Raw genomic sequence first — 24,749 nt, 5'->3', positions numbered from 1 at the left:
GTGAGTGACCATGGAGCTGATCGACGACGAGCTGTGCCGACGCATCAACCCGGTGATGGAGCTGGTGGGGCAGCGTTGGGCCTCCAGCATCCTGCTCGCGATCGGACGCGGCGCCACGCGGTTCACGCAGGTCACCGCGACCGTGGAGGGCCTCTCGGACCGGATGCTCGCGAAGCGGCTCAAGGAGCTGCAGCACGCGGGTCTGGTCGAGCGGACGATCGTGCCCACGACGCCCGTCCAGGTCCGCTACACGCTCACGGATCGCGGTCGGTCCCTGCTCGTGGCGATGCAGCCGCTGATGCGCTGGACGCACGCCGCGTCCCTCGAGCGCGCCGCCGGATGATCTCGCTGCTGCCGGTGCGTCGGGTCGAGGCGGACCCGCTCGCCGTCGCGCCGCGCGACCGCTGGCCGGCCACGATGCCCGCCGTCGCGCAGATGCTGACCGTCGGGCTCGACCTCGGCCCGGTCACGGTGATCACCGGTGAGAACGGTTCGGGCAAGTCGACTCTCGTCGAGGCGATCGCGATCGCCTACGGCCTCAACCCCGAGGGCGGATCGACCGGTGCGCAGCACGTCTCGCGGCCGACCGAGTCCTCGCTCGGCGAGCACCTCCGCCTGATCAGGGGTGCCGGGGCGCCCCGCAAGGGTTTCTTCCTGCGGGCCGAGACCATGCACGCGTTCTACAGCTACCTCGAGGACTCGGGCTGGCCGGACCGCCTGCACGAGCGCAGCCACGGTGAGTCCTTCCTCGACCTCGTCGCCGCGCGCTGGCGGGTGCGCGGGTTGTGGCTGCTCGACGAGCCCGAGGCCGCCCTGTCGCTCTCGGGCTGTCTCGCGCTCGTCCGGCTGCTGCGCGACCAGGTCGACGGCGGATCCCAGGTCATCGTCTCGACGCACTCGCCCGTGCTCGCCGCTTTTCCCGGTGCCGACCTGCTGGAGGTGGGGGAGTGGGGCATCCGCTCGTGCGCGTACGACGACCTCGACCTCGTCCGGGGGTGGCGAGGATTCCTCGCGGCGCCGCAGCGGTTCGTGGCGGACGACGGCGGGTGACGGTGGGGCCGGACGTGCGAGAGGCCGGACCGCTGCTGCGGTCCGGCCTCTCGTCGTTGCGCGGAGGATGGGGGATTCGAACCCCCGAGGGCTTTCACCCAACACGCTTTCCAAGCGTGCGCCATAGGCCACTAGGCGAATCCTCCCGGCCGAACGAGGATACCCGACCCGAGGCGTGAGGCCGAATCGGCCCGTGGTGGTCGCCGATCGACCCGCGCGGGCCGGTCGATCGGGGGGCCCGCCGGGGTCGGGTATCCTGGACACAGACCCCTCGTGCGACGTCATCTCGCTGAACTCCCCCAGGGCCGGAAGGCAGCAAGGGCAGGTGAGCTCTGGCGGGTGTGCGAGGGGTCCTTTTCATGCCCGGACGCGTCAGTCAGGGCCGCGGGCGCCGACCGTCGGCAGCGTCGGCCACGACCGCCGCGATGCGCGCCGCCCGGGTGGCCGACCGCCGCGCCGTGTCCACCGCCGCGATCCCCCTCTTCCTCGCCGACGGCGGGAAGGCGTCCCACGCCGCTCGCGCCGTCGGTACGGCATCCAGCGCCGCAGCGAGATCGGGCGGCTCGATGAGGGCCTCGGAGTTGTCCAGCACCGTCCACGAGCCGTTGTCCCTCGCCGTCTCGATCGCGCGGCGCCCCGCGTCCTCGACGAGTCCGGCGGCCTCGAGGTCCGCGAGCCTCGCCTTGTTCGTCGCGGCCCACCCGCTGGTCGGACGACGCGGAGAGAACCACTGGGCCACGACGCGATGGTCCAGGCCCTTCTTCGGCCCGTCGATCCAGCCGAAGCACAGCGCCTGGCGCACCGCGTCCTCGTAGCCGACGCTCGCGTCGTCGTTCCCCGCCCGCGGCTGCAGCAGCCACGCCCCGCGCGAGGTCGCGTGGTGCTCGGCCAGCCACGCGCGCCAGGCGGTGGTGTCCGCCGCGACCACCCGTTCGCCGTCGTCCAGTGCTCCCATGGTGCCGACCGTAGCGCCGACCACCCGCACCGCCAGGGCTGCGCGGCTCTCGCGGAGGGCGGTGGTCGAACGACGGCGCCCCTCGCCCGTCCCCAGGGGTCCGGACCCGCCCCGTCGTGTCCGACCCTCCGACTACCCTGAACCGGTGACCACAGCCCTGTACCGCCGGTACCGCCCGGACTCGTTCGCGGACGTCATCGGCCAGGAGCACGTCACCGATCCGCTGCGCGCCGCGCTCCGCGCCGACCGCGCCACGCACGCCTACCTCTTCTCCGGTCCGCGCGGCTGCGGCAAGACCACCTCGGCCCGCATCCTGGCCCGCTGCCTCAACTGCGCGAAGGGTCCGACCGACACCCCGTGCGGTGTCTGCGACAGCTGCGTCGAGCTGGCCCGCGGGGGTCCCGGCAGCCTCGACGTGGTCGAGATCGACGCCGCCAGCCACGGCGGCGTCGACGACGCGCGCGACCTGCGCGAGCGCGCCGTGTTCGCCCCGGCTCGTGACCGCTACAAGGTCTTCATCATCGACGAGGCGCACATGGTGACGCCGCAGGGCTTCAACGCGCTGCTCAAGCTCGTCGAGGAGCCGCCCGCGCACGTGAAGTTCGTGTTCGCGACGACGGAGCCCGAGAAGGTCATCGGCACGATCCGCTCGCGCACCCACCACTACCCGTTCCGGCTCGTACCGCCCGCCGTGCTCCAGGGTTACCTCGGCACGCTGTGCGAGGCCGAGCACATCGCCGTCGACAACGGTGTGCTGCCTCTGGTCGTGCGCGCCGGCGGCGGCTCGGTCCGCGACTCGCTCTCCGTGCTGGACCAGCTCATGGCCGGCGCGTCGGAGGACGGCGTCTCCTACGACCTCGCCTCGGCGCTGCTCGGCTTCACCCCGGTCACGCTGCTCGACGACGTCGTCGGTGCCCTCGCGGCGGGCGACGGCGCCGCGCTGTTCCGCGTGGTCGACCACGTGGTCGAGAGCGGACGGGACCCCCGCCGGTTCGTCGAGGACCTGCTCGACCGGATGCGGGACCTCATCGTGATCGCCGCGTCCGGCAGCGAGGCCGAGACCGTGCTGCGCGCGCTCCCGTCGGACGAGGTCGAGCGGATGCGCCCGCAGGCCGCGGCGCTCGGCGCGCACCGGCTGTCGACCGCCGCGGACATCGTGAACACCGGTCTGACGGAGATGGTCGGGGCGACGTCGCCGCGCCTTCTCCTCGAGCTGGTGCTCACCCGCGCGATGCTCGCGATCGGTGGGCTCGGGGAGGCCCCTGCGGCAGCGGCTCCCGCCGCACGCGGGGCGTCCGTCGCACCGATCGCCACGGTGGTCCCGCCGGTGGCGGCGCCCGTGGTGCGGGAGGCCCCGGCGACGGCGATCCAGGCGGCGGAGCGCCCGCGCACCGAGCCGGCCGAGCGGCGTCCCGCGGAGCAGCGTCCGACCGAGCAGCGTCCGACCGAGCAGCGGCAGCAGCAGGAGCAGCGTGCGCCCGAGCAGCGCCGGCCCGAGCAGCGCCAGCCGGTCGAGCGCCCCGAGCCCGAGCAGCGGGCGACCGAACGTTCCGCACGGGAGCGGCCGCCGGCGCGCGAGGACGCGGCCGAGACGCGACCGGCCGAACCCGCTGCGAACGCTGCGCCGGCTCAGCCCACCTCCGACGCCGGGGCGGTGGACGGGACCGAGCTGCGCCGTCGCTGGCCCGAGGTCCTGGAGACCCTCGCAGGCTCCAGCCGCGCCACGTGGACCCTCATCTCCCAGCACGCGCAGCCCGGTGAGGTCACGGCGGACTCCGTCACGCTGCTCTTCCCGACCTCGGGCCTGATCTCGGCGTTCACCTCGCGCGACGGCGGTTCGACCGTCTCGCAGGCCATCTTCGAGACGGTGGGCCTGCGCCTCCGCGTGATCGTCGACGTCGCCGGACCCGACGGTGGACCCGGCGGCGGTGGCGGCCGGGGCGGCGGGAACGACGGCGCGGACGGTCAGGGCGGGCAGCGTGGCCCCTCCGCACCGGGCGGCGCCGCCGGCTCCGGTCAGGGTCGGCCAGCCTCCGACGGCCGTGGCGGCCGCGACGGTCAGCGCGATCAGACCCGCGCCCAGGCGCCGTCGGCCCGCACCACGTTCGACGACGTCGGACCCGAACCCGACGAGGACCCGTTCGGCCCCGAGGACCCGGGTCTCGCCTGGGCCGCGACCGAGGACCCCGAGGCTGCCGCCACGGGGGGACCCGCGCCCACCCCCGCGCCGCCGTCGGCGGCACCGGCCGCCGTCACGCGGTCGATCTCCGCCCCCGCACCTGCAGCGACGATCGCCCCGGCGCCCGTCGCCGCACCGGTCGCGAACGCCGAGCCGGCACCGGCCGAGCGGCGCGCGGTCTCCGAGGCCGTCGCCCGCGCCCTCGCGGACTGGGACGCTCCGCAGGCCCCGGGCGCCCCGGCGGACGAGCTGACAGAGGACTCGAGCGACGCGGTCGAGGTGGCCGACGTGCCGCACATCCGCTCCCACCTCAGCGTCGTCGCCCCGGCCTCGGACGCCGCGACCACGCCTCCGACCTCGCCCCCGCCCACCGAGGACACCGCGGCCCACGCCCTCGCGACCGACGGCCCCGTCGCAGCCCCCGCCACCGGTGGGCTCGCCCCCGTCATCGACCTCCACGCCCGCACGCGGGCGCACGCTGCTCCGAGCGGAACGATCGAGGACCTCCCGCCCGCGCCGTGGGAGGAGGTGGACGAGGAGGAGCTGCGCGAGGCCGGCAGCTCCGTCCCGTCCGCGGCATCGGGCCCGATGGGTGCCACACTGGTCGCGAAGATGCTGGGCGGTGTCGTGATCGACGAGATCGTCGACGGCGTCTCGGACCTGCGGAGGTAGCGGCGTGAGCACTGCGTACGAGGGTGCGGTCGCCGACCTCATCGCCGAGCTGGGCCAGCTGCCCGGCGTCGGCCCCAAGGGCGCCCAGCGCATCGCCTTCCACGTCCTGGCCTCCGACACGGCCGACGTCGCCCGCCTCGCCGAGGCGTTGATCCAGGTCAAGGCGCGCGTCAGGTTCTGTGTCGTCTGCGGCAACGTCGCCGAGGCCGAGAAGTGCCGCATCTGCGTCGACGAACGCCGCAACGACACCCAGATCTGCGTCGTGGAGGAGCCGCGCGACGTCGTCGCGATCGAGCGCACCCGTGAGTTCCGCGGCAGGTACCACGTGCTCGGCGGCGCGATCAACCCGATCAACGGGATCGGACCGGACGAGCTGCGGATCCGCGAGCTGATGACCCGCCTCGCCGACGGCACCGTGACCGAGGTCATCATCGCGACCGACCCCAACGTCGAGGGTGAGGCCACCGCCTCCTACCTCTCCCGGCTGCTCGGGTCGATGGGCCTCGCGGTCACTCGCCTCGCCTCGGGCCTCCCCGTCGGAGGCGACCTCGAGTACGCCGACGAGATCACGCTCGGCCGCGCGTTCGAGGGTCGGGTGACGATGCGTGCGTGAGCCCACACCCGGCGCGCTCGACGCCGACCTGCTCGCCATCGAGGAGCGCACCGCCCAGGAGGCTCGCACGTTCCTCTCCACGGTCACCGAGGTCTCGGCCGGGACCGCGCCCGAGGCCGCGTTCCCGCTGCTGCTCCTGGCCCTGTCCGAGCTGGCGGCCGCCGGGTCCGTGCTCGGCGCGATCGTCGACGTCGTCCCCGCCGAACGCTTCGAGCCCGACGTCGGACCCGATGCCGATCTCGACCCGCTCCGCGAGGGCCTCGCCAACGCGCTCGAGGGTGTCGACGAGTACACCGACGTCGCCGATCCGGTCCTGGGCACCGACGCCGGGGTCTCCACGCTGTCCGGCGACCTCGCCGCGATCGCGCAGGAGCTGACGCTCGGTCTCGCCCACCACGACGCCGGGCACCGCTCCGAGGCGCTGTGGTGGTGGCAGTTCTCCTACCTCCAGATCTGGGGCGAGCGCACCGCCTCGGCGCTCCGCGTCGTCCTGGTGCTGCTCGGCCACCTCCGGCTCGACGTCCCCGACGACGTCGCCGGCGAGGCCGAGTTCGAGGCGCTGCACCACGACTGAGCAGGACCACCCCGCAGCACCCCCACCGCAGGAGATCTCGTGCGCATCGTCGTCATCGGTGGCAGCGGCCACATCGGCTCGTTCCTCGTCCCGCGGCTCGTCCGCGCCGGTCACGAGGTCGTCTCGCTGAGCCGTGGCACCTCGACGCCGTACACGGGCGGTGAGGAGTGGTCGCACGTCGAGCGGGTGATCGCCGATCGGGAGCAGGAGGATCGCGACGGCGTCTTCGCCGACCGGATCGCGCGGCTGCGGGCGGACGTCGTCGTCGACCTGCTGTGCTTCACGCTCGGGTCGGCGACGGCGCTCGTCGAACGGTTGCGCGGCGAGACCGGCCACCTCGTGGGCTGCGGCTCGGTCTGGCGCGCCGGCCCGAGCACGTCCCTGCCGATCTCTGAGGAGGACGCCCCGCCGCCCGTCGGCGAGTACGGGATCCAGAAGGACCGCATCGCCCGACTGCTCGCCGACGAGACGGCGAGCGGCGGCCTCGTCACCACCACGCTCCACCCCGGGCACATCAGCGGTCCCGGGTGGGCGCCGATCGGGCCGACCGGCAACCTCGACCCCGCCGTCTGGTCGACGCTCGCGGCGGGCGAGACGCTCCTCGTGCCCGGTCTCGGCGCCGAGACGATGCACCACGTGCACGCCGACGACGTGGCCCAGGCCTTCGAGCTCGCGATCACCCACCGCGACGCCGCCGGCGGTGAGGACTTCTTCGTCACCGCCGCGCACGGGCTGAACGTGCGCGGCTACGCGGAGCTCGCCGCGGGGTGGTTCGGGCGGGCCGCGAACCTCGAGCACGTGTCCTGGGAGACGTTCCGCGAGGGACTGGCGCCCGAGCACGCCGAGGCGAGCTGGGAGCACCTCTCGCGGAGTCAGGTCTTCTCGGTCGAGCGGGCGAGGCGGCTGCTCGGGTACGAGCCGCGCTACTCCGTGGTGGACACGGTGCGGGAGTCGGTCCGGCGGTTGATCGACGAGGGAACCGTCAGGGTCCCGCAGCCGATGGTGGTCTGAGCCGACCGTCCCGCCCGGTCGCCGATCACGCGATGCGCATCCCCCGAGCGAGCGTCGCCGTCGGGACCGCGAGTCTCCGAGCCGTGAGCGCGACCGCGCCCACGCCGATCACCAGGTACGCCGCGAGGCTCCACGGCCAGTACGGCGTCCCGGCCGGCACCTCGCCGTCGGGCTGGGTGCCGTCGTAGCACTCGTCCAGCTCGTCGGGCTGCCCTGCCTGGGCGTAGCGAACTCCGGCGCTGATGGCGCTCAGCGGGTCGCTGAACGAGCCGTCGTCGCTCGACGGTGTGAAGTCGGCGACCATGACGAACGGGTTGAGTCCGAGCAGCCAGGCCGTCCACTCGGTGTGGACGACGGTGCGCTCGTCCTCGTACCACTCGCACGTGTCGCTGGAGGCGGCCGAGCTCGAGTAGTCGTAGCCGTACACGCGCACGGTCTCGGTGCTGGACAGGAAGAACGCGGACAGCCCGAACGCGATGAGTGTGCCGACCGACAGCGCGGCCACCAGCACGTAGGTCAGCACGGCCGACCCCGCGGGACGCGAGACGAGGCTGGAGACGACCAGGCCGATCGCGCAGACCACGGCGAGCACGACCGCGAGCATGAGCACCGCCCCGATCGCGGCGAGCACGCCCGTCCCGCCGATCGCCAGACCCCACAGCAGGAACGGCAGCGATGCCACCAGGAACGCCAGCGCCGCGCCCCACGAGGCCAGCAGCTTTCCGACGGCGATGTCCCAGGAGGACAGCGTCGACGCCTGGAGCACGGCGAGGGTCCCGGCGTTCCGGTCGCCGTTGATGGTCGTGGCCGTCAGGGTCGGCGAGACGAGCAGACCGAGGAACAGGACGAACAGGAGGACGAGGCCGAAGACGGTGCGGCCGATCGTCTCGCTGGGGTCGTAGCCGACGTAGCCGAAGGACGACCGGTGCAACACGGCGACGATCCCCGCCGTCACGAGTCCGACCATCGCGAACCAGATCGCCAGCGCCACCTTCCACCGGGTGGAACGGATGCGCTGACGCGCCTCCAGCACCGCGACTGTCCGCACGCCCCACCAGGTGGGGCCGCGCGGGATGCGGTGGGGGGCCGTCGGGCCGGGGGCGGGGGCCGGCGCGGAGCTCGGCGGGGGCGAGGTCTGCGCGCTCATCGTCGCTCCGTCTCCATGGCCAGGTAGGTCTGCTCGAGGCGCCCGCCCGCGGGAGCCATCCGGGAGACCGGGATCCCGGCCGTGACGGTGTCGCGCAGCAGCGCCGCGGCGTGCGTCTCGTCCGGGAGGTGGACCAGGAACGTGCCGGCGCCCGGTGAGCCGGGTGGTTCGTCCGGATCGGGGGTGAGGGGGAGGCGGACCGTGGCCGCCCAGGCGAGGAGGGCGGCGGCGTCGAGCGTCGTGATCCGCCAGCGCGCGACGGCGGGGGCCGGTGCCCCCGCGACGGTCTGGCCCCGGTTGAGGAACACTGCGTCGTCCACCATCTCCTCCAGCTCGACCAGCACGTGGGAGGAGACCAGGACGGCGACGCCCGCGTCGGCGAGCGAGCGCACGAGACGGCGCAGGTCGACGCGGGATCGGGGGTCCAGGCCCGAGGCGGGTTCGTCGAGCAGCAGCACGCCCGGCGCGTGGATGAGTGCGCGCGCCAGGCCCAGCCGCTGCTTCTGTCCGCGGGACAGGACGCGCGCCGGCGCCCCCGTGTACTCCGCGAGGTGCACCGTCTCGAGCAGCCCGAGCGCGCGCTCGCGCGCGACCTCGGGAGGCACGCGGTAGGCGGCGCCGAACGTCGTGAGGACCTCGAGGCACGTGAGGGAGTCCCACGTGCCGAAGGTGTCGGGCATCCAGCCGACGTGGCGGCGCGCATCCGGACCGTGCTGGCCGTACGTCATGCCGTGCACCCTGACCTCGCCGGCGTCGGGCGCCAGGAGGCCCGCGAGCATGAGCAGCAGCGTGGTCTTGCCGGAGCCGTTCGGTCCCACCAGGGCCGTGACCGACCCGGGAGCCAGGGAGAGCGAGGCGTCCGCGACGGCGACCATCGACCCGAAGGCGCGGCGGACCGAGGAGGCCTGGAGCGCGGGGGCGCCGACGACGGGCGCGGCGGGCGGCGGTGGGAGACCCATGACCGAACACTAGGGGTCGGGCGGACTACAGTGGCAGCACCACCGACCCAAGGGAGGGTGCCTCGTGCGTCCCCAGCTCTGGCACATCATCGTGCTCCTTGTCGTCGTCCTGCTCGTCTTCGGGGCGGCCAAGCTTCCTGACATCGCCCGCAACGTGGGCAAGTCGGCGAAGATCCTCAAGGAGGAGGTCAAGGACCTCCGCGGGGACGAGCCGAGCAACCCGACCGCACCGGGGGCCGCCCCCTACACCCCGCCGCCGGCCGCGACGACGCAGCCCCACGTGGACCCGTACGCCCCGGGAGGCACCACGCCGCCCGGTGTGAGCAGCCCGACCGACGCGCCGTCGTCGGCTCCGAACGCCGGCCCGTCCGAGTGGCCCCCCGGCTCCTCGCCCCGCTGAGAGAGCTCGACCTCCAGCGGTGGTGACGCTGTCCCGCAAACCGAACCAGCGCTCGCGCCGGCAGAACCCCGAGGGCCGCATGGCCCTCGGGGATCATCTGCGTGAAGTCCGTCGTCGCTTCGTCCTCGCCTTGGTGGGTGTGGCCATCGGCGCGGGCGTCGGCTGGTTCCTCTACGATCCCGTCTTCGCGCTGGCGGCCGAGGCGATCCGCAACACCGACGGTGGCGGTGTGATCACGGACCTGAACTTCACGCAGTCGATGGCACCGTTCGACCTGAAGGTCCGCGTCTCGTTCTTCCTCGGCGTCCTGGCCTCGAGCCCGTGGTGGATCTACCAGCTGTGGGCCTTCGTCGCCCCCGGGCTGACGCGCCGGGAGAAGCGCACGGGCCTGGCCTTCGTGGCGGCGGCCGTGCCGCTGTTCCTCGGTGGCGCCTACCTGGCGTGGGCCGTGCTCCCGAACGCGCTCCGCCTGCTCACGTCCGCCACGCCCGACGGCGTCAGCAACCTCATCGACGCCGCGAACTACCTCACGTTCGTCATGCAGTTCATGCTGATCTTCGGTCTGGCCTTCCTGCTGCCCCTCCTGATGGTCGCGATCACCGCGGTCGGTGTCGTGCGGGGGTCGACGTGGCGGAAGGGCTGGCGCTGGGCCATCGTGGGCATCTTCACGTTCGCGGCCTTCGCGACGCCGTCGCCCGACGCCATCTCCATGGTTCTCATGGCACTGCCGATCTGCGGCCTCTACGGCGTCGCGCTCCTCGTCTGCGCGCAGCTCGACCGGCGCCGCGACAAGCGGCGCGCCGCCGAGGACGCCGAGCTGGCCGGCAGCTCGGAGGGATCCGCCGGACCCGGTCCTGCCGTTGCCTGAGCTCGAGGTCTCCACGATCCTTCTGCTCGTGCTGGCCGGTCTGGCCGCGGGCTGGGTGGACGCCGTCGTCGGTGGCGGCGGCCTGATCCAGCTCCCCGCGCTGCTCCTGACGCCGGGCGTGACGCCGATCCAGGCGCTCGCGACCAACAAGGTCGCCTCGATCATGGGCACCTCGGTCAGCTCGATCACCTTCTACCGGCGGGTCCAACCCGATCTCACGACGGCGGCGCCCGCGGCGCTCGCGGCCCTGGCCGGGGCGGTGGGGGGCGCCGCGCTGGCCTCGCGCATCCCCGAGGAGGCCCTGCAGCCGATCATCGTGGTGGTCCTGATCGGGGTGCTCGTGATGGTGATGGCGCGACCGCAGCTCGGTGCGCTCACCGACCTGCGGTGGGAGGGCAACAGGCACCGGACGGTCGCGGCCGCCGTCGGGCTCACGATCGGGCTCTACGACGGGATGCTCGGGCCGGGGACCGGTACGTTCCTCGTGCTCGCGCTCGTCGGGGTCCTGGGCTACGCGTTCCTGCCGGCGTCGGCGATCGCGAAGATCATCAACTTCGCCACCAACCTGGGCGCGCTGATCTTCTTCGTCCCGAGCGGGCACGTGCTGTGGGCGCTCGGTCTGGTGGTGGGCACGGCCAACCTCGTGGGCGGTTACGTCGGTGCCCGGATGGCCATCTCCCGCGGCTCGGGCTTCGTGCGGGTCGTGCTGCTCGTGGTCGTCTCCGTCCTCATCGTGCGGCTCGGCGGCGAGGTCCTCGGGCTCTTCTGACGCCCGCGCGTGTCTCTCGTGGTGAGCACCAGGGTCCACGCCTCGGTGCGCCGTCCTAGAATCGGCCCCGGCCCTCCTCCCTCCGACCGGTTCGGACTCCTCGTGTCGCTCATCGTCAGCAAGTTCGGTGGTTCCTCCGTCTCCGACGCCGCCAGCATCAGTCGCGTCGCCGACCGGATCGTGACCATGCGAACGCAGGGCCACGACGTCGTCGTCGTCGTCTCCGCGATGGGGGACACCACCGACGAGCTCGTCGACCTGGCCGAGCAGGTCTCCGCCGGGGCCGAGGCGCCGCAGCGCGAGATGGACATCCTGCTCACGGCCGGCGAACGCATCTCGATGGCCCTGCTCGCGATCGCCATCCACGCGCGGGGCGTCCAGGCCCAGGCCTTCACCGGCCAGCAGGCCGGCGTGCTGACCGACTCCGCCCACGGCAACGCGCGCATCATCGACGTCACGCCCGGCCGGCTGACGAGCTGCCTCGAGGCGGGCAGCGTCGCGATCGTCGCGGGCTTCCAGGGGGTCAACGAGGACGCGGGCGACGTCACGACCCTCGGCCGCGGCGGCTCCGACACGACGGCGGTCGCCCTCGCCGCCGCCCTGCACGCCGACGTCTGCGAGATCTACACCGACGTCGACGGCGTCTTCACCGCCGACCCGCGCATCGTGCCGACCGCGCGCAGGCTCGCGCGCGTCACGAGCGAGGAGATGCTGGAGATGGCCGCGAACGGCGCCAAGATCCTGCACCTGCGCAGCGTCGAGTACGCCCGCCGCTACGGCGTGGAGATGCACGTGCGCTCGTCGTTCTCCATGCTCGAAGGAACCCGCGTGGTCACGCCCACCGAGGAAGAGGAACAGTCGATGGAAGCCCCGATCATCTCCGGCGTCGCGCACGACCGCAGCCAGGCCAAGATCACGGCCGTCGGCGTGCCGGACGTCCCCGGCGCGGCCGCCCTGCTGTTCGAGGCGGTCGCGGGTGCCGGCGCGAACATCGACATGATCGTGCAGAACGTCTCCGTCCACGAGACCGGACGTACGGACATCTCCTTCACCCTCCCGGTGGCCGACGTCGCCGTCGTGCGCGCCGCGCTCGAGGCCGTCGAGGCCGAGCTCGGCCACACCGACCTCATCGTCAACGACGGCATCGGCAAGCTGTCGCTGGTCGGGGCCGGGATGCGCTCGCACCCCGGCGTCTCGGCCAAGCTGTTCGGGGCGCTGCGGGACTCGGGCGTCAACATCGAGATGATCTCCACCTCGGAGATCCGCATCTCCGTGGTGACGTCCGCGGACGATCTCGACACGGCCGTGCGCGCGGTGCACACGGCGTTCGGGCTGGACGCGACCGAGGTCGAGGCCGTGGTGTACGGAGGATCGGGACGATGAGCGAGCACGTGGACGAGCAGGTCGGCCGGCACAGCCGCGCCGAGACCGGACTGACGGTCGCCGTCGTCGGCGCCACCGGCCAGGTGGGCGCGGTCATCCGCCGCCTCCTGGACGAGCGCGACTTCCCGGTCGCGGCGATCCGGTTCTTCTCCTCGGCGCGGTCCGCCGGCACGACCCTGTCCTGGCGGGGGAGCGACGTCGTCGTGGAGGACGCCGCGGCCGCGAGCGTCGAGGACCTGCGCGGGATCGACGTCGCCCTGTTCTCCGCCGGCGGCGCGACCTCGAAGGAGCTGGCACCGCGGTTCGCGGAGGCGGGCGCCGTCGTCGTGGACAACTCCTCGGCCTGGCGCCGCGACCCCGAGGTGCCCCTCGTGGTCTCCGAGGTCAACCCGCACGCGGCGGCGCACCGCCCGCGCGGCATCATCGCCAACCCGAACTGCACGACGATGGCGATCATGCCCGTGCTGAAGGTCCTCGACGGCGCGGCCGGCCTCGAGCGTCTCAAGGTCGCCACCTACCAGGCCGTCTCGGGCGGCGGGCTCAAGGGTGTGGCCGAGCTCGGCTCGCAGGTCCGCGCCCTGACCGACGCCGGGGCGCCCATCGAGGAGCTCACGCACTCGGGCTCCGCCGTCGACTTCCCGGCTCCCTCGCTCTACACCGAGCCGATCGCGTTCAACGTGCTCCCGCTCGCCGGTTCGTTCGTGGACGACGGTTCCGGTGAGACCGACGAGGAGCAGAAGCTGCGCTTCGAGTCGCGCAAGATCCTCGAGCTGCCCGACCTGCTCGTGGCCGGCACCTGCGTGCGCGTGCCGGTCTTCACGGGCCACTCGCTCGCGGTGCACGCCGAGTTCGGCTCCTCGATCACGCCCGAGCGCGCTCGCGAGCTCCTCGAGCAGGCGCCCGGGGTCGTCGTCTCCGAGGTCCCGACGCCGCTCGCGGCCGCCGGTCAGGACCCCACGTTCGTGGGCCGCATCCGCGCCGACCAGTCGGTGCCCGCCGGACGCGGGCTGGTCCTGTTCGTCTCGAACGACAACCTGCGCAAGGGTGCCGCGCTGAACGCGGTGCAGATCGCCGAGCTGCTCGTCCCCGAGCTCTCCACGTAGGGGTCCACCGCCTCCGCGTCCGCCCACGGGCGGAGGTGGGATCGCCCCGGCGGCCGATGTGCTCCGCGCCCCCTCCCGCGAGGCTGGACGCATGGCACACCTGATCGACGACCTCTCCCTCGGCGACACCGATCTCCTCGGCTCCGTCCGCGGCTGGCGTCTGGGCGACTGCGTGGTCGCGGTGGTGCAGGACGGGGGCGTCGTCACAGCCGGGGTCGGGGCCGACCCCGAGCAGCACGTGGAGATCGGGTCGATCTCCCAGGCGCTCACGGGACTGCTGTACGAGGACGCGCTGGAGCGCGGCGAGGTGGCGCGGACGACGACCCTCGGTGACGCGTTGCCGACCCTCGTCGGGAGTCCTGCGGCCGGTGTCACGCTCGACGCGCTCGCAACGCACCGGTCCGGGCTGCCGCGCCTCGCTGCGGGCACGAGTCCGCGGCGGCGCGAGTGGGACCTGGTCCGGCACGGCCGCAACCCCTACGGGGAGACGCTGCCGCAGCTGCTGCGCCAGACGGTGTCGACGTCGGTGACCGCCACGCCTCGCGTGCTCTGCTCCAACCTCGGTGGCGCACTCCTCGGGCACGCGGTGGCCGCGCGGGCGGGGACGGACTACGCGGGCCTCCTCGACGCCCGCCTCGCGGCCCCGCTGGGGCTCGACTCGGTCCACGTCGCCGACGTCCGCGGCGATCTGCTCCCGGGGACCATGGTCGGGACCACGCGTCGGGGTCGCCGGCGCGAGGCGTGGGTGGGGGAGGGCATCGCCCCGGCGGTGGGTGTCCGCGCGACGGTCGGCGACGTCGCCCGGTTGGCGGCCGCGATCCTGGCCGGTGAGGCTCCCGGCCTCGGTGCCCTCGAGCCGCGAGCCGACCTCGACGGTGGTACGCGGATCGGGTCGGGCTGGTTGACGTCGGCGCCGGGTCGCACGGGGCGCACGGTCACGTGGCTCGGCGGCGGGACCGGCGGGTTCCGTTCCTACCTCGGACTGGACCGCGCGCGGGGGCGGGCGATCGTGGCGGTCTCGCCGCGCTCGGTCGCCCCCGACGGCCCAGCGCTCGGCTGGCTCGCGGGCTGAGCGCGTCGGCGCCGGTCCCGCGCCGGCCGCGCCAGTCAGGCGGCGTCGAGGTCGAGGACGGCGCGGCCGAGTGCCGCCGTCGCCTCGAGCAGCAGCGGGCGCGGCATCCCGAGGTTGACGCGGATGTGGCCGGGCGCACCGCACAGCGCGCCGTCGGTGATCGCGACGCCGGCGTGCTCACGGAAGAACGCGCCCAGGTCGTCCGGGAGCGCAGCGCCCGACGGCGACCGCACGTCACGCAGATCGACGAGCTGCAGGTAGGTGCCCTCGAGGTGGGTCGGAACGGCGTCCGGGATCGCCGAGGCGAGCGCGCCGACGAACGCGTCGCGGTTGCCGCGAAGGTAGTCGCGGGCGCCCGCGAGCCAGGGGCCGCCGTCGTCGTAGGCGGCGATGTTCGCGACGAGGCCGATGGTGGCGGCCTCGTAGCCGGCGAGCGTCGCGGGCTGCTGCAGGATCTCGCGCAGGCGCGGCGTGGTGGCGATCATCTGGGCGCACTTGAGGCCGGGCAGGTTCCACGCCTTCGAGGCGGACACAGCCGTGACGGTGTGCTGCGCGGTGGTCTCGTTGAGGCTCGCGTACGGGACGTGTGCGACGTCGTCGAGCAGCAGGGGCGCGTGGATCTCGTCGGAGAAGACCGTCGCGCCGTGGCGCTCGACGACCTCGGAGATCGCGAGGAGCTCCTCGGCCGTCAGGACGCGGCCGACCGGGTTCCACGGGTTGCACAGCACGAGGAGGGCCGGACCCTCGATGCTCGCGAGAGTCGCGTCCAGCGCGTCGAGGTCGTGGGCCCACCGTCCGGTCCCGTCCTGCGCGGCGGCCACCGTGCGCAGTCCGTGCCCGACGAGCCCGGGGCGCGTCAGGAACGGCATGTAGGCGGGCGTGGTGACCACGGCGGTGCTGCCGGGACCCGTGACGTGGTCCAGCGTGACCCGCAGCGCCGTCAGCACGTCGGGCACGAGGCGCACGTCGCTCGCCGGGAAGTCCCAGCCGCTGGTGCGTCGGTACCAGTCGGAGCACGCCCGCGCGGTGTCCCGCACCAGGTCCACGGGCAGGTAGCCGACGGTCGCGTTCTCGACGGCACCGTGCAGGGCCCGCGTGATCGGCGGCGCCAGCGGGAGGTCCAGCTCCGCGACCCAGGCCCCAATGGTCCCGGGGAAGGTGGTCCACTTCTGCGATCCGCGTGCGACCAGATCGGCCGCGGTGAGGGCGTCGACGGCGGCGGTGTCGAGGTCGGGAACGGTGGACGTCTGCTCGGAGGTGGCGGCGTTGATCACCTCATCAGCCTAGAGTCGCTCTCCCTCGGGGGCTCGCTGGGAGCAGCGTCGTCCGACGGACGGGACGGACCTCCGCCCCCGTCCCTGGCCGCCCGCATCGCGCGCTGCCCGGCCGGCAGGAGCAGCGCGAACGCGGCCGCGACGAGCGTGGCCACCCCGGCCACCACGAGCACGGTCTGCACCGAGACCACGTTCGCGAGCGGCCCGAAGATGGACATGCCGAGCGGCATCGACAGCGCCATGACGATGCCGACGAAGCCGAACACGCGTCCCTGCCGCTCGGCGGGCACCGTCTCCTGCAGCGCCGTCATCGACGGGGTCGAGAACGCCGGGACGGCGACGCCCACGAGGAACATGAAGACGAAGAAGATCCAGATGTTCGGCGAGAGGCCGAGCCCGATCGAGAGCACGCCGAAGGCGATCGACGACGCCAGGATGAGCGTCATCCGCGGGACCTTCTCCCCCCAGACCGCCACGGTCGCACCCGCCGCCATCATGCCGATGGAGAACGCCAGCTCGAGCGCCATGAGCTTCCACGGCTCCTCGCCGAACGAGCGGGCGACCATGAGCGGCGTCAGGAACGACGGCGCCGCGGCGAGCACCATCACCACGGCCCACAGGCCGAGCAGCCAGCGGACGAAGGGGTGGCCGACGATGTAGCGCACACCCTCGGTGAGGTCGGCGAAGTAGCCGGCAGGCGCTGCGCCGTCGGCGTTCCGCACGATCCGCCCGACGGGCACCAGCGCCAGCAGGCCGATGCCGATCACGGCGGTGGCGACGTCGACGAAGAAGATCGCCTCGATAGGGAAGCTGGCGTAGAGCGCGGCGGCGACCGCCGGCGCCAGCAGCATCATGGCGGCCTGGATGGTCTGGTTGATGCCGTTGACGCGCAGCAGCTTGCCGCTCGGCACGATCTGCGGCAGGAGCGCCGCGACGGCCGGCGTCTGGATGCCGGCGCCCGTGGACCGCACCGCCAGGGCCGCGAAGATGAGCCACAGGTCGTCGGCACCGCGCAGCATGAGGATCGCCAGGGTCAGCGTCGCGACCGCGATGGCCGCGTCCGCACCCATGATGAGCCACTTGCGGTTGTGGCGATCGGCCCAGACGCCACCGAAGATCGACACGATCGCCTGCGGCAGGAAGCCGAACACGGTCGACAGCGCCATCACGGAGCCGTCCTTCGTGGTCAGCGTGAGGTACCACATGACCGCGTACTGCACGAGCATCGAGCCGAACAACGACACGGTCTGACCGCTGAGGAACAGCGCGGTCTGGCGCCGCCAGCCCGGCTTCTCGGCCTCGGCGGCGGCGTTCAGCGCCGCCGAGTCCTGCGCGTCGTCTCGGATCGGGTCCACGGGGTCCATGGTGTGGTAGACCACCGACATCCGGGAAAGTCATTGCTGCTGCCGAAGATTCCTGCTCGGCAGCGGCCGGTCTGGCTCTGGTCGGCTCGGTCAGACCGCCACGTGGCGCAGCACGAAGTCCAGCTGTACCCGCATCTGCGCGATCCGCTCGTCGTCGGCGTAGGACCCGTGACCCGCCTCGTACCGGTAGGTCTCCACGGCTGGGGCGCCGTCGCGAGCCTCGAGCGCGGCGAGGTAGTTCTCGACCTGCCGGATCGGGCAGCGCGGGTCGTTCTCCCCGGCCAGTACGAGGACCGGGGCGACGACGTCGTCCACGTACGTCAGCGGGGAGGAGACGCGGTAGGCCTCGGGCACCTCCTGCGGCGACCCGCCGAACAGCGAGCGGTCGAAGGCCTTCAGGCCCTCCATCTCGTCCTCGTACGCGGCCACGTAGTCGGCGACCGGGACGCCCGCGACGCCGAGGGTCCAGCGCTCCGGCTGCGTCCCCAGTCCGAGCAGCGTGAGGTAGCCGCCCCACGACGCCCCGGCCAGCACGGACCGTGCCGGGTCGACCACGCCCTGCTCGACGAGGGCGGCGTGCACCGCCGCGACGTCCTCGAGCTCCGTGAACCCGACCTTCACCTCCAGCGCGTCGCGCCACGCGCTGCCGTAGCCGGTCGAACCCCGGTAGTTGACGGTGAGGACGGCGAACCCGTGGTCGACCCACGCCGCCAGGTCGGGGGCGAACGAGTCCGACTCGTGCCAGGTCGGACCGCCGTGCACCTCGACGACGACCGGCAGCGGGCCCGCGTCCCGCGCGATCCCGCTCGGCCGTCGCAGGAGGGCGTGCACGCGCCCGCCGGGCCCGTCGACCCAGACGTCCTCGACGTCGACGCTCGGTGGCGCCGCCTCACCCGGGGCGGCGAGCAGGACGGCGTCGGTGCCCGCGGAGCGCACGCTGCGCGGGGCGGCGGCCGAGGACCAGCCGAACCAGACGTCGCCGTCGGGCCGGACGCCCGCCGAGCTGACGGTGCCGTCGGTCGGGCCCACGGGCGCCGTGGTCCCGGTGGCGAGGTCGTGTCGGTACAGCCGGGTGCGGGCCTCGTGGTCGACGGCGACCAGCAGCGCCTCGCCGTCGGGGTACCAGTCGGCGTCCGCGACGTCGCCGGGCAGGCCGAGGTCGAGCAGCGTCGTCGCGCCCGTCTCGACGTCCCAGACCAGCAGCTCGGGGCGTCCGGAACGCTCGTGCTGGACGAGGAGGCGGGGATCGCCGTCGCGCGGCGCGAAGGCGACGGCGCCCAGGCCGAGGCCCTCGCCGTCGTCGAGATCGGCGACGGTACCGCCGTCGGCCACGCGCAGCACGCGCAGCGCGGGGTGGCGGTTGTCGCCACGTTCGCTGTGCTCGACGGCGACGCGCGCACCGTCGTGGCTCAGCGCGGCCACGCCCGCGTCCTCCTCGTGGGAGTACAGCAGGCGGCCCGCGGCGGGGACGTCGGTGGGGGAGGCGCCGACGGCGAAGGCGTGCACGCGCGTGCCGTCGTCGTCGCTGGAACCGGTCACGACCACCTCTCCAGGGCCGAGCAGCAGCCCGGCCGAGTAGGCGGCGGGCAGGTCGAGCGGGGTCTCGACGCCGGTGGCGCCGCCGTCGGGGCCCGTGGCGAACACCTGGCGGCGCCAGACGCCGTGCTCGTCACCGGCGTCGTCGTCGAACCACCACAGCCATGCGCCGTCGGCGCTGATCGAGGCGTCGGTCGTGCCTGCGGGGCGGTTCGTCGCGACGGCGAGCGCACCCGTCGCGACGTCGTGGGAGTGGACCTGGCGCACGCCGTCGTGCGTGGCGACGACGCACGCGCGGTCGGGTGCGTCCTGCGCCCAGTCCGGCAGCGAGACGTGGCCGGCGCGGAAGCGCGCCTCCCAGGCGGGCGCGGTCGTGGGTTGTGGGGTCATCGGTTGTGGGGACCCTGGCCGGCGGCGCGGTCGCGGCGCATCCGGGCGATCAGCGCGACGATCGCCCCGACGACGGCGAGCGCCACGACGACGAGCACCCACGGCGGGAGGTTCGACGTGGCGTCGTCCTCGGCGGGAGCGGTCTCGGTCTCGGTCGCCTCGGCCGAGGCGCTCTCGGACTCGACCTCGGTCGCGGTCTCGGACGCGCTCGTGGACGGCTCCGCCGTGGGCTCCGTCGTGGGCTCCGCCGTGGGCTCCGCCGTCGGGCTCGCGACGGCGGGCACGTCGAGCGTGAACGTCAGCGTGCCGTCGATCGGGTGACCGTCGGAGGAGGTGACGCGCCACGCGATCGCGTAGGCGCCCGGCGCCAGGTCCGCGGCGAGCGGGACGACGACGTCGGTCCCGGCCACCGTGAGCGGCTGCGAGACGACAGTGCCGGCGGGGTCGGTGACGACGACGTCGGCCCCGATCTGCGCGATCTCGGCGCTGTAGCTCAGCGTCAGCTCGGTCGGCGCCGCCGTCAGGGTCTCACCGTCGGAGGGGGTGGACGCGATCAGGGAGTCGTGCGCGGACGCCGGAGCCGCCACGAGACCGAACGAGAGGAGCAGAGCCACCAGGGCGGCGAGGGGAGCGAGAGCACGGCGGAGCACGAGCAGGCCTTTCGTCGGGGAACCCCTCCCATGGTAGGTCGGCGAAAGGTCCTCCCAGGGGCGCGCAGGCGCGTGAGAGCGTTGCGCCATGACCACGACCGACCCGCTCTTCCCGGGCAAGCAGTTCATCTCCACGGTGCTGGAGGCGCTCGACACGAAGACGGCGATGTCCGGGAGGATGGCCCGCCGCTACCTTCAGCGAGCCGCGATGGCCGGGATCATCATCGGGATCATGTACGGGGCCCACTTCGGGGTGATCGCCGCGTTCGACGCCGTCCAGGTCGGCGACACCTCGCTCTACACGCTCGGGCGGCTCGCCGGGGCCCTCGTGTTCGGGTGGGCGCTGGTCTTCATCTACTACTCGAGGTCGGAGCTGCTGACCTCGAACATGATGATCGTGACGATCGGTGCCTACCACCGGCGCACGTCCTGGTCCCGGGCCCTGCGGATCCTGGGCCTGTGCTTCCTCGGCAACGCGCTCGGCGGCCTGCTGGTCGCGCTGCTGCTGCGGTTCAGCACCCTGACCGAGGGGGCGACGGGGGAGCAGATGGGCCTCGCCGTCGAGCACAAGCTCGCCTACATCAGCGACGGTGCGACCGGCTGGGGCGACCTCTTCGTGCGGGCCGTGCTGTGCAACTTCATGATCAACCTGGCGATGCTGCTGGTCTACAACGGGCTCATCAAGGACGACCTCACCAAGAGCCTCGTGATGATCGTGGCCGTGTTCGTCTTCGCGTTCCTCAGTTTCGAGCACTCCGTGGCCAACACGGTGCTGTTCCTCGAGGTCGGCCTCAAGGAGGGGGTCGACGTCGGGCTCGCGGCCGCGAACGTCGGGATCGCGCTCGTGGGGAACTTCGTGGGCGGCGGGCTGCTCATCGGGCTCTACTACGCGTACGTGAACGACGACGGGCGGCGGGGTGGCGGGGGCGCCGTGGGGTGACAGGAACCGCCGCTCCGACCGACTCGTTCCTCGTCGGGCGGAGCGGCTCCCGGCATCCTGGCGCCCCGGAAGATGATCAGGGCCCTACCGGCTTCGCCGGCAGGGCCCTGATCATTTTGTCGGGGTGACAGGATTTGAACCTGCGACCTCTTCGTCCCGAACGAAGCGCGCTACCAAGCTGCGCCACACCCCGAGCAGGCCCTTGCGGGCCGCAGACAAGACTAGCCCGAACTTCGTGGAATCACGAATCGTCGTCGTGGGGCTCCCGTCACACCCGCGACGGACCCGAGGGCCTCGGGAGCGAGGTGCGGGGGACGAGCTCCAGCAGCGTCGCCTCGGGGCGGCACGCGAACCTGACCGGGGCGAACGGCGACGTGCCGAGGCCCGCGCTGACGTGCAGCCAGGTCGAACCCTCGCCGCCGGACTCGTCCGGGCGCGCGCCCGGCCAGCCGTGCAGGCCCTTGGCACGGCCGCGGTCCAGGTCGCAGTTCGTGACGAGGGCTCCGTAGCCCGGCAGGCACAGCTGCCCGCCGTGCGTGTGACCCGCCAGCACGAGCGCGGCGCCGTCGGCCTTCATCGCGTCGAGCACGCGACGGTAGGGCGCGTGCGCCACGCCGAGCCGGAGGGCGCCGTGCGGGATGGGCGCACGCGCCGGGAAGATGTCCCGGTCCAGGTGCGGATCGTCCACGCCCACCAGGTCGAGGTGGTGCTCGCCCACGACGACGGCGTCGCGCCGGTTCGTGAGGTCCTTCCAGCCCGCGCCGGTCATGGCCCGGGCGAGCTCGGGAGCCGGGAGGAGATCCGCCGGCTCGGTCGGGCGCGCGTCGGGGGCGTGGCCGTCGGCCTCGCGCGGGTCGCGCCGCAGGTAGCGCGTCCAGCTCTTGGCCATCGGCGCGAAGTAGTCGTTGGACCCCATCACGAAGGCACCGGGGATCGTCAGCAGCGGCTCGAGGGCCTCGAGCAGCGGTCCGAGCGACTCGCGGTGCGCCATGTTGTCGCCCGTGTCGACCACGAGGTCCGGCTGCAGCGTGGCGAGGTCGCGGACGAACGCCACCTTGTCGCGCTGCGACGGCGTGAGGTGGAGGTCCGAGATGTGCAGGATCCGGAGCGTGGGGCTGCCGGGGTCGAGCACCGGTACTCGGACCTCGCGGACCGTGTAGGAGCGCGTCTCCGCCACCGCCCACAGGGCGCCGACGGCGCCGGACACGGCCAGAGCGGCTCCCGCCTGCAGGAGGCGGGAGCCGCGGGACCCGGTCAGCCGTTACCCCCGCCGGGGGGCTCGGGCTGGCCGGGCTGGGCCGGCTGGTTCGGGTCCGGTGGGGCGTTGGGGTCCGGGGTCGGCGCGGGTGCCGGCTCCGGCCCGAGGCTCGGGTAGATCGTGATGCGGCTGCCGGGTGCCACACGGCCACCCGGAGAGGCCTCAGCGACGTTCCCGGGCGAGACGTTCGCGCTGTACCGGCCCTCGCCGACGCTGACGCTGAACCCGGCCCGCTCGAGCGTGGTGGTGGCTCCGCCCACCGACTGGCCGACGACGCCGGGCACGGCGACGCGGTCGCCGAAGACCTGGCGCTCCTGCGCGTCGGGGAACCCGACGACCTCCATGCCCTCGGTGGCCTTGGCCATGTAGTCGCCCCAGATCGGCGCGGGGATGCGGCCACCGTAGATCTGGGAGTTGTAGCGTCCGTTGAGCGTGGTGCGGACCATCGGGAGGTCGCCCTCGCTGTGGCCCATCCACACGGCGGTGGAGAGCTGCGGCGTGTAGCCGATGAACCACGCGTGGTAGTCGTCGTTCGCCGTACCCGTCTTGCCCGCGGCCGGCCGGCCGATCTGGGCGCCGGTCGCGGTACCGCGCTGGACGACGCTCTGCAGCGCGTAGTTCACGCCGGCCGCGATCTCCGGGTCGAGGGCCTGCGAGCACTGGGGCTCCGGCACGGGGATCTCGGTGCCGTCGCGGTCGGTGATGCCGGTGACGGAGCGCGGCTCGCAGTAGACGCCGTTGGCGGCGAAGGTCGCGAACGCGGCGTTCATCGTGAGCGGTGCGATGGTGTTGGACCCCAGCGCCATCGACGGGATGGCGAGGATGTCGGCACCGGCCTGCTCCTCGTAGAGGGCACGGGACCCGCTGTTCGGGGGAAGCAGGTCGGGATCGATGACGCCGGTGCCGACGTGCACACCCATCTTCGACGTCGTGTCGCGCAGCGCGCACAGGTCCATCTGGTTGGCCATGTTGACGTAGGCCGTGTTGACCGAGCCTTCGGTCGCGCGGAGCACGGACATGGTGCCGCCACCGGGCTCGAGGTTGCGAGGCGGGTAGTCCGCGGCGCTCGCGGGCGAGCACGAGATGTTCCACGAGTTCCGCGGGAAGACCTGGCCGTCGGCCGCGTTGATGTTCTGGTTGAGCGACTTGCCGTCGATCAGCCACTGCGCGAGCACGAACGCCTTGAAGGTCGATCCGGTCTGGAAGCCGTCCCCGCCGCCGTAGGCGCGGTCGACGTTGAAGTTCAGCTTCGTGGCGCGGGGGCTCTCGGGCGTGGCATCGCCGTAGCTGGTGTTCTGGACCATGGCGACGACGTTGCCGGTGCCGGGCTCCACGGTGCTGATCGCCCCGGAGATGCCGTGGACGTCGGAACGGTCGGAGGCGCGAGGCGAGTTGTAGGAGGGGTCGTTCTCGGGGATCTGCGCCGTGAGCGAGTCGTAGGCCTGCTGCTGGCGGGCCGGGTCGATCGTGGTGCGGATCGTGTAGCCGCCCCGGCGCAGGGCGTTCCGGGCGGCGGCGACGTCCTCACCGAAGTACCCGTCCTTGAGCAGCACGTTGGTCACGTACTCGCAGAAGTAGGCGCTGATCCCGGCGGTGCTGCACCCGACCGGTGTCGGGGTGATGTTGAGCATGTCGGCCACAGGGGTCGCGACGGCGACGTCAAAGTCCTCCGGCGTGATGTAGCCCTGGTCGCGCATCTGGACGAGCACGGTGTCGCGGCGGTCGGTCGCGGTCCGGTAGCCGTCGTCGGGCGTGCCGCGCGTCGGGTCGTACAGGCCGGGGCTCTTGGTGACGCCGGCGACCAGCGCGGCCTCGGCGGGCGTCATCTCGGCGGCACCGTGGCCGAAGTAGAACTGCGACGCGGCTTCGGCGCCGTAGTTGTTGACGCTGAACTGCGCGATGTTGAGGTAGCCCTCGAGGATCTGGTCCTTGTCGTAGACCTTCTCGAGCGAGATCGCGAGCTTCATCTCGCGCAGCTTGCGGCTGATGCCCTCGGCGCCGTCGGCCTCGCGCGCCGCCTCGATGGCGTCCTCGTCGCCGGAGACGCGGCCCTCCTCGATGAGGACGTTCTTGACGTACTGCTGCGTCAGCGTCGAGGCGCCCTGCGTGTTCCCGCTCGCGGTCTGGAGCACGGCGCGCGCCAGACCCTCGGGGTCGACCCCGCCGTGCTCGTAGAAGCGGCGGTCCTCGGTCGCGATCACGGCGTTGCGGAGGTTCGGCGAGATGCCGCCCTCGAGCGGGACCACCACGCGGTTCTCGACGAAGAACGTCGCCAGCAGGCTGCCGTCGGACGCGAGGATCTGCGACTTCTCCGACGGCGGCGCGATCTGCAGCTCGGTCGGCAGGTCGTCGAACAGCTGCTGGGCAGCGTTCGACGTCGAGCCGACGGCCGCGACCGCGGGCATCAGCAGTCCGGCCGTGAGCACGCCACCGGCTGCTGCGACGAGCAGGAAGCCCATGAGGAGTGCCACGGCCTGGAAGACGTTGACGGAGTGTCGGGGTGCGCGGGGAGCAGACGCCATGTCCTCCAGCGTACGGGGCCGCCCGCCGCCGCTTGTGGGGCCGGGGGCGAGGCCGTGTGG

22 protein-coding genes, 2 tRNA genes and 1 other RNA gene are annotated in these 24,749 nt (G+C 73.1%); 14 read left to right on the top strand and 11 right to left on the bottom strand.

Annotated features, from left to right (window positions below; genetic code table 11):
• Positions 1-10: 10 nt before the first annotated feature.
• Both SERN_RS03975 and SERN_RS03970 read left to right on the top strand, forming a co-directional pair.
• Entirely contained in the window at positions 11-343 is a 333-nt protein-coding gene (locus SERN_RS03975) for a winged helix-turn-helix transcriptional regulator (RefSeq protein WP_135849019.1), read from the top strand.
• Positions 340-1,050, top strand: a complete 711-nt coding sequence (locus SERN_RS03970; RefSeq protein WP_135848766.1) for an AAA family ATPase — start codon at positions 340-342, stop codon at positions 1,048-1,050. The genes SERN_RS03975 and SERN_RS03970 overlap by 4 nt, the downstream gene beginning before the upstream one ends.
• A 61-nt stretch (positions 1,051-1,111) precedes the next feature.
• On the opposite strand, the gene SERN_RS03965 is transcribed toward SERN_RS03970, so the two are convergent.
• Positions 1,112-1,196 (bottom strand) — tRNA-Ser (locus SERN_RS03965).
• Between the two features lie 116 nt (positions 1,197-1,312).
• Here SERN_RS03965 and ffs point away from each other — a divergent pair.
• An RNA gene (gene ffs / locus SERN_RS03960) (signal recognition particle sRNA small type) lies at positions 1,313-1,409 on the top strand.
• Positions 1,410-1,426: 17 nt separating this feature from the next.
• Here ffs and SERN_RS03955 read toward each other — a convergent pair.
• The gene (locus SERN_RS03955) at positions 1,427-2,005 is read right to left on the bottom strand and encodes a YdeI/OmpD-associated family protein (RefSeq protein WP_135848765.1); all 579 of its coding nucleotides are present in this window, start codon (positions 2,003-2,005) and stop codon (positions 1,427-1,429) included.
• A gap of 145 nt (positions 2,006-2,150) precedes the next feature.
• Between SERN_RS03955 and SERN_RS15445 the strand changes: the two genes are divergently transcribed.
• From SERN_RS15445 to SERN_RS03935, 4 genes are read left to right on the top strand one after another with little or no spacing between them, the layout of a single operon-like run.
• Positions 2,151-4,856, top strand: coding sequence for a DNA polymerase III subunit gamma and tau (locus SERN_RS15445; RefSeq protein ID WP_233251443.1), 2,706 nt, complete (start codon positions 2,151-2,153; stop codon positions 4,854-4,856).
• A 4-nt stretch (positions 4,857-4,860) separates the two neighbouring features.
• Complete coding sequence (gene recR / locus SERN_RS03945) at positions 4,861-5,469, top strand: recombination mediator RecR (protein WP_135848764.1); 609 nt, start codon at positions 4,861-4,863, stop codon at positions 5,467-5,469.
• On the top strand, positions 5,462-6,043 hold the full coding sequence (locus SERN_RS03940) for a DUF5063 domain-containing protein (RefSeq protein ID WP_135848763.1): 582 nt from the start codon (positions 5,462-5,464) through the stop codon (positions 6,041-6,043). Before recR ends, SERN_RS03940 begins: the two co-directional genes overlap by 8 nt.
• Before the next feature lie 39 nt (positions 6,044-6,082).
• Positions 6,083-7,054, top strand: a complete 972-nt coding sequence (locus tag SERN_RS03935; RefSeq protein WP_135848762.1) for an NAD-dependent epimerase/dehydratase family protein — start codon at positions 6,083-6,085, stop codon at positions 7,052-7,054.
• Positions 7,055-7,079: 25 nt separating this feature from the next.
• On the opposite strand, the gene SERN_RS03930 is transcribed toward SERN_RS03935, so the two are convergent.
• Positions 7,080-8,201 (bottom strand): ABC transporter permease, encoded by a 1,122-nt coding sequence (locus SERN_RS03930; protein WP_135848761.1) that lies wholly within the window; start codon positions 8,199-8,201, stop codon positions 7,080-7,082.
• Entirely contained in the window at positions 8,198-9,160 is a 963-nt protein-coding gene (locus SERN_RS03925; protein WP_135848760.1) for an ABC transporter ATP-binding protein, read from the bottom strand. The genes SERN_RS03930 and SERN_RS03925 overlap by 4 nt, the downstream gene beginning before the upstream one ends.
• Positions 9,161-9,224: 64 nt before the next feature.
• Between SERN_RS03925 and tatA the strand changes: the two genes are divergently transcribed.
• From tatA to SERN_RS03895, 6 genes are all read left to right on the top strand, one after another.
• Positions 9,225-9,560, top strand: coding sequence for a twin-arginine translocase TatA/TatE family subunit (tatA, locus tag SERN_RS03920; RefSeq protein ID WP_135848759.1), 336 nt, complete (start codon positions 9,225-9,227; stop codon positions 9,558-9,560).
• Positions 9,561-9,699: 139 nt separating this feature from the next.
• The gene (gene tatC / locus SERN_RS03915; protein WP_233251442.1) at positions 9,700-10,428 is read left to right on the top strand and encodes a twin-arginine translocase subunit TatC; all 729 of its coding nucleotides are present in this window, start codon (positions 9,700-9,702) and stop codon (positions 10,426-10,428) included.
• Positions 10,421-11,197, top strand: coding sequence for a TSUP family transporter (locus tag SERN_RS03910; protein WP_135848757.1), 777 nt, complete (start codon positions 10,421-10,423; stop codon positions 11,195-11,197). Before tatC ends, SERN_RS03910 begins: the two co-directional genes overlap by 8 nt.
• 102 nt (positions 11,198-11,299) lie before the next feature.
• The gene (locus SERN_RS03905; protein WP_135848756.1) at positions 11,300-12,580 is read left to right on the top strand and encodes an aspartate kinase; all 1,281 of its coding nucleotides are present in this window, start codon (positions 11,300-11,302) and stop codon (positions 12,578-12,580) included.
• Positions 12,577-13,683 (top strand): aspartate-semialdehyde dehydrogenase, encoded by a 1,107-nt coding sequence (locus SERN_RS03900; RefSeq protein WP_135848755.1) that lies wholly within the window; start codon positions 12,577-12,579, stop codon positions 13,681-13,683. Before SERN_RS03905 ends, SERN_RS03900 begins: the two co-directional genes overlap by 4 nt.
• A 91-nt stretch (positions 13,684-13,774) precedes the next feature.
• Positions 13,775-14,755, top strand: coding sequence for a serine hydrolase domain-containing protein (locus SERN_RS03895; protein ID WP_135848754.1), 981 nt, complete (start codon positions 13,775-13,777; stop codon positions 14,753-14,755).
• Positions 14,756-14,790: 35 nt separating this feature from the next.
• Here the strand turns inward: SERN_RS03895 and SERN_RS03890 are convergent, their stop codons facing one another.
• The 4 genes from SERN_RS03890 to SERN_RS03875 form a co-directional block, all read right to left on the bottom strand.
• Positions 14,791-16,029: a MalY/PatB family protein gene (locus tag SERN_RS03890; RefSeq protein WP_233251441.1), complete on the bottom strand. Its 1,239-nt coding sequence runs from the start codon at positions 16,027-16,029 to the stop codon at positions 14,791-14,793.
• Positions 16,026-17,384 carry an MFS transporter gene (locus tag SERN_RS03885; RefSeq protein WP_233251440.1) on the bottom strand — a complete coding sequence of 453 codons (1,359 nt, stop codon included), beginning with the start codon at positions 17,382-17,384 and terminating at the stop codon, positions 16,026-16,028. The genes SERN_RS03890 and SERN_RS03885 overlap by 4 nt, the downstream gene beginning before the upstream one ends.
• Positions 17,385-17,483: 99 nt before the next feature.
• Entirely contained in the window at positions 17,484-19,319 is a 1,836-nt protein-coding gene (locus SERN_RS03880; RefSeq protein WP_135848753.1) for a S9 family peptidase, read from the bottom strand.
• A complete protein-coding gene (locus SERN_RS03875; RefSeq protein ID WP_158292555.1) occupies positions 19,316-19,933 on the bottom strand; it encodes a copper resistance CopC family protein in 618 nt (205 codons plus the stop codon). The genes SERN_RS03880 and SERN_RS03875 overlap by 4 nt, the downstream gene beginning before the upstream one ends.
• Positions 19,934-20,057: 124 nt before the next feature.
• Between SERN_RS03875 and SERN_RS03870 the strand changes: the two genes are divergently transcribed.
• Positions 20,058-20,909, top strand: a complete 852-nt coding sequence (locus SERN_RS03870; protein WP_135848751.1) for a formate/nitrite transporter family protein — start codon at positions 20,058-20,060, stop codon at positions 20,907-20,909.
• A gap of 119 nt (positions 20,910-21,028) precedes the next feature.
• On the opposite strand, the gene SERN_RS03865 is transcribed toward SERN_RS03870, so the two are convergent.
• From SERN_RS03865 to SERN_RS03855, 3 genes are all read right to left on the bottom strand, one after another.
• Positions 21,029-21,102 (bottom strand) — tRNA-Pro (locus SERN_RS03865).
• A 75-nt stretch (positions 21,103-21,177) separates the two neighbouring features.
• Positions 21,178-22,116 carry a metallophosphoesterase gene (locus tag SERN_RS03860; protein ID WP_233251439.1) on the bottom strand — a complete coding sequence of 313 codons (939 nt, stop codon included), beginning with the start codon at positions 22,114-22,116 and terminating at the stop codon, positions 21,178-21,180.
• A gap of 47 nt (positions 22,117-22,163) precedes the next feature.
• A complete protein-coding gene (locus tag SERN_RS03855; RefSeq protein ID WP_135848749.1) occupies positions 22,164-24,689 on the bottom strand; it encodes a penicillin-binding protein in 2,526 nt (841 codons plus the stop codon).
• Positions 24,690-24,749 lie beyond the last annotated feature (60 nt).

The organism is Serinibacter arcticus, from assembly GCF_004786095.1.
Classification (GTDB): Bacteria; Actinomycetota; Actinomycetes; order Actinomycetales; family Beutenbergiaceae; genus Litorihabitans; species Litorihabitans arcticus.
The sequence above is the reverse complement of the archived record's forward strand: the minus strand, read 5'-3'. Positions and strand labels throughout refer to the sequence as shown.

Excerpts from the sequence above, each read along its gene's own strand:
- SERN_RS03975 (WP_135849019.1), top strand. The coding sequence starts at position 11 with ATGGAGCTGATCGACGACGAGCTGTGCCGACGCATCAACCCGGTGATG.
- SERN_RS03930 (WP_135848761.1), bottom strand. The coding sequence starts at position 8,201 with ATGAGCGCGCAGACCTCGCCCCCGCCGAGCTCCGCGCCGGCCCCCGCC.
- SERN_RS03925 (WP_135848760.1), bottom strand. The coding sequence starts at position 9,160 with ATGGGTCTCCCACCGCCGCCCGCCGCGCCCGTCGTCGGCGCCCCCGCG.
- SERN_RS03855 (WP_135848749.1), bottom strand. The coding sequence starts at position 24,689 with ATGGCGTCTGCTCCCCGCGCACCCCGACACTCCGTCAACGTCTTCCAG.
- SERN_RS03900 (WP_135848755.1), top strand. The coding sequence starts at position 12,577 with ATGAGCGAGCACGTGGACGAGCAGGTCGGCCGGCACAGCCGCGCCGAG.
- SERN_RS03895 (WP_135848754.1), top strand. The coding sequence starts at position 13,775 with ATGGCACACCTGATCGACGACCTCTCCCTCGGCGACACCGATCTCCTC.
- SERN_RS03880 (WP_135848753.1), bottom strand. The coding sequence starts at position 19,319 with ATGACCCCACAACCCACGACCGCGCCCGCCTGGGAGGCGCGCTTCCGC.
- SERN_RS03870 (WP_135848751.1), top strand. The coding sequence starts at position 20,058 with ATGACCACGACCGACCCGCTCTTCCCGGGCAAGCAGTTCATCTCCACG.
- SERN_RS03955 (WP_135848765.1), bottom strand. The coding sequence starts at position 2,005 with ATGGGAGCACTGGACGACGGCGAACGGGTGGTCGCGGCGGACACCACC.
- SERN_RS03970 (WP_135848766.1), top strand. The coding sequence starts at position 340 with ATGATCTCGCTGCTGCCGGTGCGTCGGGTCGAGGCGGACCCGCTCGCC.